The 9,409-nt window shown below is 68.1% G+C and carries 5 protein-coding genes; 3 read left to right on the top strand and 2 right to left on the bottom strand.

Features of this window, described 5'->3' with window-relative positions; genetic code table 11:
* Window positions 1–29 precede the first annotated feature (29 nt).
* On the bottom strand, window positions 30–2,609 hold the full coding sequence (gene glgP / locus ABZU75_RS43250; RefSeq protein WP_355568260.1) for an alpha-glucan family phosphorylase: 2,580 nt from the start codon (window positions 2,607–2,609) through the stop codon (window positions 30–32).
* Between the two features lie 349 nt (window positions 2,610–2,958).
* On the opposite strand from glgP, the gene ABZU75_RS43245 reads away from it, so the two are divergent.
* The 3 genes from ABZU75_RS43245 to ABZU75_RS43235 are packed head-to-tail and all read left to right on the top strand — an operon-like array spanning window position 2,959 to window position 8,147.
* Complete coding sequence (locus ABZU75_RS43245; RefSeq protein WP_355568257.1) at window positions 2,959–5,079, top strand: alpha-1,4-glucan--maltose-1-phosphate maltosyltransferase; 2,121 nt, start codon at window positions 2,959–2,961, stop codon at window positions 5,077–5,079.
* A gap of 46 nt (window positions 5,080–5,125) precedes the next feature.
* On the top strand, window positions 5,126–6,829 hold the full coding sequence (gene treS / locus ABZU75_RS43240) for a maltose alpha-D-glucosyltransferase (protein WP_355568254.1): 1,704 nt from the start codon (window positions 5,126–5,128) through the stop codon (window positions 6,827–6,829).
* A 4-nt stretch (window positions 6,830–6,833) separates the two neighbouring features.
* Window positions 6,834–8,147 carry an aminoglycoside phosphotransferase gene (locus ABZU75_RS43235; RefSeq protein ID WP_355568251.1) on the top strand — a complete coding sequence of 438 codons (1,314 nt, stop codon included), beginning with the start codon at window positions 6,834–6,836 and terminating at the stop codon, window positions 8,145–8,147.
* A gap of 95 nt (window positions 8,148–8,242) precedes the next feature.
* On the opposite strand, the gene ABZU75_RS43230 is transcribed toward ABZU75_RS43235, so the two are convergent.
* A partial coding sequence (locus ABZU75_RS43230) for a M14 family metallopeptidase (protein ID WP_355568248.1) occupies window positions 8,243–9,409 on the bottom strand: 1,167 nt, incomplete at its 5' end.

The raw sequence follows: 9,409 nt of genomic DNA, 5'->3' as shown, positions 1-9,409 counted from the left end.
CCCGGCGCGCGCGCCGGGTGGACGCGCGCTCAACGGAGGGTGCCGTTGGTCATGCCCACCGGCTCCTCCGGCACCGTGACCAGGCCGAGTTCCGCGGGCGATGCCACCAGGGAGTGGTCGGGAACGACCCGGACCGTGTAGCCGAAGGGGCCGGTGCGCTCCAGCGGGATGGTCCCGCCGAAGACGGCCCTGCCGTCGTCACCCACGTTCTCGACCGTCAGGTCGGCGTAGGCGGGGGCGGCCAGGTCGTCGTGGTCCCCGACCCGCCCGTAGGCCGCCTGAACCCGGATGTCACCGGGCTCCAGCTCGCCGAGGACGATGGTGGCCTTCAGCCCCAGGGACGATCCGAGCTCGGGGGTGTCGCCGAGACCCGAGGCCTCCACGTGCTCGACCCGCACGCCCGGCCAGGCCCTGCCGACCCTGAGCTTCCACGCCGCGAAGCTCCTGGCCTGCTCGTACCCGTCGCCGGACAGGGCGCGCGCGGAGGAGGCCGCGGGAGCGTAGAGACCGACCACGTAGTCGCGGAGCATCCGCCCGGCGAGCACCTTGGGGCCGAGCGAGGTCAGGGTGTGCCTGACCATTTCCAGCCAGCGCCGGGGCAGGCCGTCCGCGCGGTCGTAGAACCGGTCGGCCACCTCGTGCTCGATCAGGTCGTAGAGGGCGGTGGCCTCCAGCTCGTCGCGGCGGTCGGGGTCGGCGACGCCGTCGGCGGTGGGGATGGCCCAGCCGTTGGTGCCGTCGTACCACTCGTCCCACCAGCCGTCGCGGATGGACAGGTTGAGCCCGCCGTTGAGCGCCGCCTTCATGCCGGACGTGCCGCACGCCTCCAGCGGGCGGAGCGGGTTGTTCATCCACACGTCGCAGCCCTGGACGAGCAGCTGGCCCAAGGCCATGTCGTAGTCGGGCAGGAAGACGATGCGGTGCCGCACGTCCTCTGCGTCGGCGAACTTCACGATCTGCTGGATGAGCTTCTTACCGCCCTCGTCGGCCGGGTGCGCCTTGCCCGCGATCACGATCTGGACCGGCTTGACCGGGTCGAGCAGCAGCGCCCGGAGCCTTTCGGGGTCGGACAGCATCAGGGTGAGCCGCTTGTACGAGGGCACCCGGCGGGCGAAGCCGATGGTCAGCACCTCGGGGTCGAGGGCTTCGTCGATCCAGCCGAGCTCGGGCGGGGAGGCGCCCCGGTTGAGCCACGACTGGCGGAGCCGGGCGCGAGCCGCCCTGACCAGCTTCTCGCGCAGCCTCCCCCGGATGCCCCAGACGTCGCCGTCGGAGATCTTGGTGATGCTCTCCCAGCCCTGGGCCCGCTCGACCAGCGTGGGCAGCTCCTGGCCGGCCAGCTCCATGATCTCGCGGCCCACCCAGGTGGGCGCGTGCACGCCGTTGGTGATGAACCCGATCGGGACCTCGTCGGCGTCGAAGCCGGGCCAGAGCCACTGGAACATCTCCCGGCTCACCGCGCCGTGCAGCTCGGAGACGCCGTTGACGCGCTGGGCCAGCCGCATGCCCATCGCGGCCATGTTGAACTTGCCCGGCTCGTCCTCGGCGCCGAGCGTGAGGATGCGGTCGGTCGGGACCGTGGGCCACGCGTTGTCGCCGCCGAACTGGCGGGCGATCATCTCCGCGGGGAAACGGTCGATCCCGGCGGGCACCGGGGTGTGCGTGGTGAAGACGGTGCCGGCCCGCACCGCCTCCAGCGCCTCGTCGAAGGAGAGCCTGGCCTCGGTGAGTTCGCGGATGCGCTCCAGGCCGAGGAAGCCGGCGTGCCCCTCGTTGGTGTGGAACACCTCGGGCTCGGCGTGCCCGGTGACCCGGCAGTAGGCCCGGATGGCGCGGACGCCGCCGACGCCGAGCAGCAGTTCCTGGAGCAGGCGGTGGTCGGTGCCGCCGCCGTACAGGCGGTCGGTGACGTCGCGGGCCGCGGTGTCGTTCTCGGCCACGTCGGAGTCGAGCAGCAGCAGCGGCACCCTGCCGACCTGGAGCACCCAGACCTGGGCGTGCAGCGTGCGCTGCTCGGGAAGGCTGAGCTTGATCCGTACCGGGGTGCCGTCCTGCTCCTTCAGCAGGGTCAGCGGCAGGCCGCCCGGATCGAGGGAGGGATAGTGCTCAAGCTGCCAGCCCTCGGGCGAGAGGGACTGGGTGAAGTAGCCGTGCCGGTAGAGCAGGCCGACGGCCAGGATGGGCACGCCGAGGTCGCTGGCCGCCTTGAGGTGGTCGCCGGCGAGAATGCCGAGGCCGCCGGAGTATTGCGGCAGGGCGGCGGCGATGCCGTACTCGGGCGAGAAGTAGGCGATGCTCCGGGGAGCGTCGGAGATGGTCTGGTACCAGCGGGGAGCGGTCATGTATTCGCGGAGATCGTCGGCCGCGTCGGCCAGCCGCCGCAGGAAGCGGCGGTCGGCGGCGAGCTCGCGGAGCCTTTCGGCCTCCACCGCACCCAGCAGGGCGACGGGGTCGTACCCGACACGCCCCCAGATCGCCGGATCGACCTCGCCGAACAGATCCAATGTCTCCGGGTGCCACGACCAGCGCAAATTCAGCACGAGCTCCCCGAGGGAGGCCAGCTCGGGGGGCAGGACGGTGCGGACGGTAAACCTGCGAATAGCTCTCACGGTGCCAGACCCTAGTTACTCAGCGCCACGAGGGCGACTCAAACACTCACCCGTCTCCCTCTCACCGCTATCAATCACCCCCAAACACATCAAAGGCAGGTGATCGACTGTTAGGACAACTCGCCGAAGAGTAAGAGGTCCCGCACTCTATCCACCGGCACGCATGAAGATGGACTATTAGGGCACGGACCTACGAGCCAGAATGCACTGCTCTCGGACCCGGCCGTCCCGGCAGGGCAGGGTTCCGCCCTGCCCCGAAAACGGCCGCCGGGGACGCTTGAAAATCGAAGATCCTTCCTTGCTGACTTCCCCGGCGGTACCGGGCGTGCCGCCGCTACCTTGAGACGCGATGATCGGACGAATCCCAATCCTGGACATCTACCCCACGGTCGAATGCGGGCGTTACCCCGCGAAGGCCGCCGCGGGTGAGACCTTCGAGATCTCCGCGACCGTGTTCCGCGAGGGACACGACGCGGTCGCCGCAGGGGTCGTGTTCACCGGCCCCGACGGCCTGCGCGGGCCGCTGCTGCCCATGGGCGAGCTCGGGCCCGGCACCGACCGCTGGGGCGTGGAGGTGACGCTGCCCACCGAGGGCGAGTGGCGCTTCCGGGTGGAGGCCTGGGGTGACCCCCTGGCCACCTGGCTGCACGACGCGGGCATCAAGATCCCGCGCGACCTGGACGCCGACCTGATGTGCGAGGAGGGCGCCCGGCTCTTCGACCGTGCGGCGAGAGCCGTACGGGCCGCCGACTGCGGGCCGGCGACCGGCAGTGTCGCGACCGGCAGGCCGGTGAGCGGCAGGACCCCCGCGGCGAGGACCGCGAGACGGGGCAAGGTCACGCAGGCACACGCGTGCGGGCACCGCGCCGCGCTCCAGGCGGTGGCCGCCAGGCTCCGTGACACCCGGATCGACCCGCGTGCCCGGTTCACCGTCGCCCAGCTTCCGGAGACGGCCGCACTGCTGCACGCGCACCCCCTGCGCGCGCTGATCACGAGGTCGTCGCCGCGCTCGGTGGTGGTCCACCGCCGCAGGGCGCTGTTCGGGTCGTGGTACGAGTTCTTCCCACGCTCCGAGGGCGCGATCATCGAGCGGGACGCAGCCCCCAAATCCGGAAATTTCCAGACTGCCGCGAAGCGGCTGCCGGCCGTCGCGAAGATGGGCTTCGACGTCGTCTACCTGCCGCCGATCCACCCGATCGGGCAGAGCTTCCGCAAGGGGCGCAACAACACCCTGACCCCCGAGCCGTACGACCCCGGCTCGCCCTGGGCGATCGGCTCGCAGGAGGGCGGTCACGACGCCATCCACCCCGACCTGGGCACCTTCGAGGACTTCGACGCCTTCGTGGCGAAGACCCGCGAGCTGGGCATGGAGGTCGCCATCGACCTGGCCCTGCAGTGCGCCCCCGACCACCCGTGGGTCACCGAGCATCCGGAGTGGTTCAACATCCGCGCCGACGGCTCGATCGCCTACGCGGAGAACCCGCCGAAGAAGTACCAGGACATCTACCCGCTGAACTTCGACAAGGATCCCCAGGGGATCTACGAGGAGATCAGGCGGGTGGTGCGGCTCTGGATGGATCACGGCGTGCGGATCTTCCGGGTGGACAACCCGCACACCAAGCCGGTGGCCTTCTGGGAGAGGCTGCTGGCCGACATCAACGCCACGGACCCGGACGTGCTGTTCCTGGCCGAGGCGTTCACCCGGCCGGCGATGATGCGGACGCTGGCCAAGGTCGGTTTCCATCAGTCGTACACGTACTTCACCTGGAAGAACTCGCGCTCGGACGTCGAGGAGTACCTGAGCGAGCTCTCCCACGAGACGTCGTCGTACATGCGGCCGAACGTGTTCGTTAACACTCCGGACATTCTCCACGAGTACCTTCAACATGGGGGAGTCCCGGCATTCCTCATCAGAGCAGTACTTGCGGCGACGGCGATGCCGACCTGGGGCGTCTATGCAGGTTATGAACTTGCGGAGAATGTACCGGTTAGACCAGGCAGTGAGGAATATCTAGATAGTGAGAAATATCAATACAAACCCCGTGATTGGGTAGGGGCTGAGCGGGAAGGACGTAGCCTTGCCCCGTTCATCACGCAACTCAATTTGTTCCGAAGAGCGCACCCGGCGCTCCAGGAACTGCGTAATCTACGGTTTCACAGCGTTAACCATCCGGACATGGTCTGCTTCTCCAAGCGGCTGCCCGGCGCCTACGACACGGCCACACGACGGCACGGCCTGGGCGACGTGGTCCTCGTGGTCGTGAATCTGGATCCGCACAACACCCACGAGGCGACGGTGTCGCTGGACATGCCCGCCCTCGGTCTCGACTGGCAAGCCGAGTTCGTCGTGGACGACGAACTGTCGGGCGAGTCGTATCGGTGGCGGCAGGACAACTACGTGCGCCTCGATCCCCACATCCACCCAGCGCACGTCTTCACTCTGCGTGCAGCGGCGGCGAACCAGCGGTGAGCCGGCCGGGTACGCGTATACCGGCAGAACAGCGGGGAGTCCACTGGTGAGTCAGCTACCTGAGCCAATTCCGAACACCTTCGACGAGGAAGAGCCGCGCGATCCCTACTGGTTCAAGCGCGCCGTCTTCTACGAGGTTCTCATCCGGGGTTTCGCCGACTCCAACGGCGACGGCACCGGAGACATCCGCGGTCTCATCCAGAAACTGGACTACCTCCAGTGGCTCGGCGTCGACTGCCTCTGGCTGCTGCCGCTGTACGAGTCGCCGCTGCGCGACGGCGGGTACGACATCGCCGACTTCATGAAGATCCTTCCCGACTTCGGGGACCTCGGAGATTTCGTGAAGCTGGTCGACGAGGCGCACAAGCGCGGCATGCGGGTCATCGCCGACCTGGTGATGAACCACACCAGCGACCAGCACCCGTGGTTCCAGGCCTCCCGGCACGACCCCGAGGGTCCTTTCGGCGACTTCTACGTCTGGAACGACCACGACGAGCTCTACAAGGACGCCCGGATCATCTTCGTAGACACCGAGACGTCCAACTGGTCGCACGACCCGGTCCGGGGACAGTACTACTGGCACCGCTTCTTCTCGCACCAGCCGGACCTCAACTACGAGAACCCCGACGTGCAGGACGCGATGCTGGAGGTGCTCCGCTTCTGGCTGGACCTCGGCATCGACGGGTTCCGGATGGACGCCATCCCGTACCTGTTCGAGCAGGACGGCACCAACTGCGAGAACCTGCCCAGGACCCATGAGTACCTGAAGCGGGTCAGGGCGGAGGTCGACCGGCTCTACCCCGACCGGGTGCTGCTGGCCGAGGCCAACCAGTGGCCCGCCGACGTGGTCGAGTACTTCGGCGACCCCGCCACCGGTGGCGACGAGTGCCACATGGCGTTCCACTTTCCGCTGATGCCGCGCATCTTCATGGCGGTCAGGAGGGAGTCGCGTTACCCGATCTCGGAGATCATGGCCCAGACGCCGAAGATCCCGGAGAACTGCCAGTGGGGCATCTTCCTCCGCAACCACGACGAGCTCACGCTTGAGATGGTGACGGACGACGAGCGCGACTACATGTACTCGGAGTACGCCAAGGATCCCCGGATGCGCGCCAACGTCGGCATCCGGCGGCGGCTGGCGCCGCTGCTGGAGAACGACCGCAACCAGATCGAGCTGTTCACGGCGTTGCTGCTCTCCCTGCCCGGTTCTCCCGTGCTGTACTACGGCGACGAGATCGGCATGGGGGACAACATCTGGCTGGGCGACCGCGACGGGGTCCGTACCCCGATGCAGTGGAGCCCCGACCGCAACGCGGGATTCTCCGACTGCGACCCCGGCCGGCTGTATCTCCCGGTCATCATGGACCCGATCTACGGCTACCAGGCGCTCAACGTCGAGGCCCAGCAGCGGAGCGCGGGCTCGCTGCTGCACTGGACCAAGCGGATGATCGACATCCGCAAACGCCACTCGGTCTTCGGCCTCGGCGCGTTCACCGAGCTGAACTCCTCCAATCCGAGCGTCCTGGCCTACGTACGGGAGCTCGGCGACGACCGGATCCTGTGCGTCAACAACCTCTCCAGATTCCCTCAACCGGTGGAGCTGGACCTACGCCGCTTCGAGGGATCGATTCCGGTGGAGACGATGGGCGGGGTTCCTTTCCCGCCGATTGGCGAACTTCCGTATCTTTTGACGCTCCCTGGGCATGGGTTCTACTGGTTCACCCTGCCGCCCGTATCCCAGGAGGCGTAAAGCCGTGTTGACGGAGCTCCTTACCGGTTGGATCACCCATCAACGATGGTTCGCCGGTAAGGGGCGTCCGATCGACAATCTCGTCGTCGACTCGGACGTGCAACTCGGACCACGCCTGCGCCACCTGGTCATCTCGGTGCACCAGGCCGGGGCACGCGACCGGTACCAGCTGCTGCTCGGCACCGACGCGCCCGATGAGTACCGCTTCAAGCCCGCCCACATCGGCGAGGACTACTACGACGCCGCCTATGACGCCGACCTCACCTGCGTCCTGCTGACAGGCATGGCGGAGAACCGCGATCTGGGCCCGCTCCGCTTCCGGCACCTCGACGGGGTGGAGATCAACACCTCCCTGCGGAGCCTGGTGCTCAACGCCGAGCAGTCCAACACCTCCCTGGTGTACGGCGACACCTACATCTGCAAGCTGTTCCGCCGCCTGACCCCCGGGGTCAACCCGGAACTGGAGATCGTCACCGCCCTGGCCCTCCGTGACGGCACCCACATCGCGCGGCCGTACGGCTGGATCGAGACCGACCTCGACGGCGAGCCCACCACGCTGGCGATGACCCAGGAGTTCCTGTCGAACTCCAACGACGGCTGGGCGCTGGCGCTGGCCAGCGTCCGCGACCTCTACGGCGCCCTGGAGTCCTCGGCCTCGGAGGCGGGCGGCGACTTCAGCGCCGAGTCCTTCCGCCTCGGCGTGGCCACCGCCCAGGTCCACCACGAGCTGGCCGCCGCCTTCCCCGTCGACGTGATCGAGTCGCAGGAGGTCAAGCGGATGGTCGAGGAGTTCGGCCGCCGCCTGGCCGTCGCGGTCGCCGAGGTGCCCGAGCTCCGCGAGCACGCCCATGTCGCCGAGGAGGCGTACCAGCGGGTCTCCGAGGTGGCCAGGGAGATACCGGTCCAGCGCGTCCACGGCGACTACCACCTCGGCCAGGTGATGCGGACCCCCACAGACTGGATCATCCTCGACTTCGAGGGCGAGCCTGGACAGCCCATCGCCGAGCGCCGGGCCCTGGCCTCACCGCTGCGCGACGTGGCCGGGATGCTCCGCTCCTTCGACTACGCGGCCCGCCACCTGCTGGCCGACCACGTCGACGCCGACGAGCTGCGCCCCCGCGCGGTCGAGTGGGCCGAGCTCAACCGCTCCTCCTTCCTGGCCGGCTACTCCGCCGGAGGCGGCCACCTGCGCGCCGAGGACGCCGTCCTGCTCCGCGCCCTGGAACTCGACAAGGCCGCCTACGAGGTCGTCTACGAGGCCCGCAACCGTCCGACCTGGCTGCACATCCCGATGGCCGCCTTCAGAACCGGCCATTAGGCGCCCGCCCGCGGCGCGCGGAGATCGCCGGCGTCGCCCCTCATCGGGACGGCCGCCGGTCGGTGGACCGGCGGCCGCACGAACATCTCAAGAGGTCAGCGGAGCTTGCGGACCTCCACCTTCTCCTTGCGGTAGTTGTTGCCATTGCCGTCGGGCTTGTAGTTGCTCTCCACGTTGCCCGCGATGTCCACGGCGAACCAGTGGACCTCGGAGGTCTTGTCGAGCGTGATCTGCTGGGAGCCCTCGCGCATTCCCGCGGCGAGAAGCTTGGTGGAGTTCAGCGTCGGCCGGCTGCCGTCCAGGGTGTAGTAGACGTTGGCGGGCTCGTCGACCTCGAAGGTGAACGTGGTCGACGTTTCGGTCCGGTCGGTCACCTTCACCTTGGAGGCGGGTTTCTTCTTGTCATCGGCGTACTCACGGGCCACCTCCAGGATGCCGATCTGGCCGGACGAGAACTCCATCGCCTCCTCGTGGCCCTCGGCGAACGGCGGCTGGAAGCCGACCGCCTCGAAGCGCTTGGTCTCCGGGTTGTAGACGTCCGCGCCGACCTCGAAGCTCCAGCCGATGATGCCCCGGTTGTACCAGTGCTCGTCGGCGCTGTTACCGGCCGCGGAGTACAGCACGTCCGGTATCGGACCGGTGCGGCCCGGCCAGATACCGTTGCCGCGCCAGGACTGGACGCTGGAGAGGATGTGGCTGGAGGCGCTCCAGAAGAAGTTCTCCGTACCGAAGTCGGGCCGCGGCAGCGTCTCGCGCCCGGCGGTCTTGTACGCGCCCGGAGCCCACATGAAGTAGCCGCCGTAGGAGTGCGTGTTCATCGCGAACTTGATGTTCGGGTACTGCTCGGTGATCCAGACCTCGTTGCGCGCCTCCGGCTCCGACAGCTCGGCCGGGCCCGCGTAGGTGCCGCTGGTGCAGGTCGCCGAGGCACCGCTGTAGCCGTCGAACAACGAACCGACCGAGAAGTTGCGGTTCAGGTCCACACCCCAGGCGTTGCGGTTCGCGGGGTCGGCCGCGTTGACCGGGCAGTGGTTGGTCATGGTCTTGCGCTGCATGTTGTAGTCGTACACGCTGTAGTGCCCGCCGTCGGGGTTGACCGTGGGCATGATGAAGATGTCGAGGTTGTCGACCAGCTTCTTGGTCTCCCCGTCACGGGCGTAGTTGCGCAGCAGCCGCTCGGCGGTCTCCACACAGGTCAGCGGGGTCACCCATTCGCGGGCGTGCTCCTGGCAGTAGAGGAACACACCGACCTTCGAACCGTC

Origin of the sequence: Streptosporangium sp. NPDC005286 (assembly GCF_040607515.1) — a bacterium.
Lineage (GTDB): Bacteria > Actinomycetota > Actinomycetes > Streptosporangiales > Streptosporangiaceae > Streptosporangium.
Note: the sequence above shows the minus strand (reverse complement) of the source record. Positions and strands in the feature narration are given on the sequence as shown.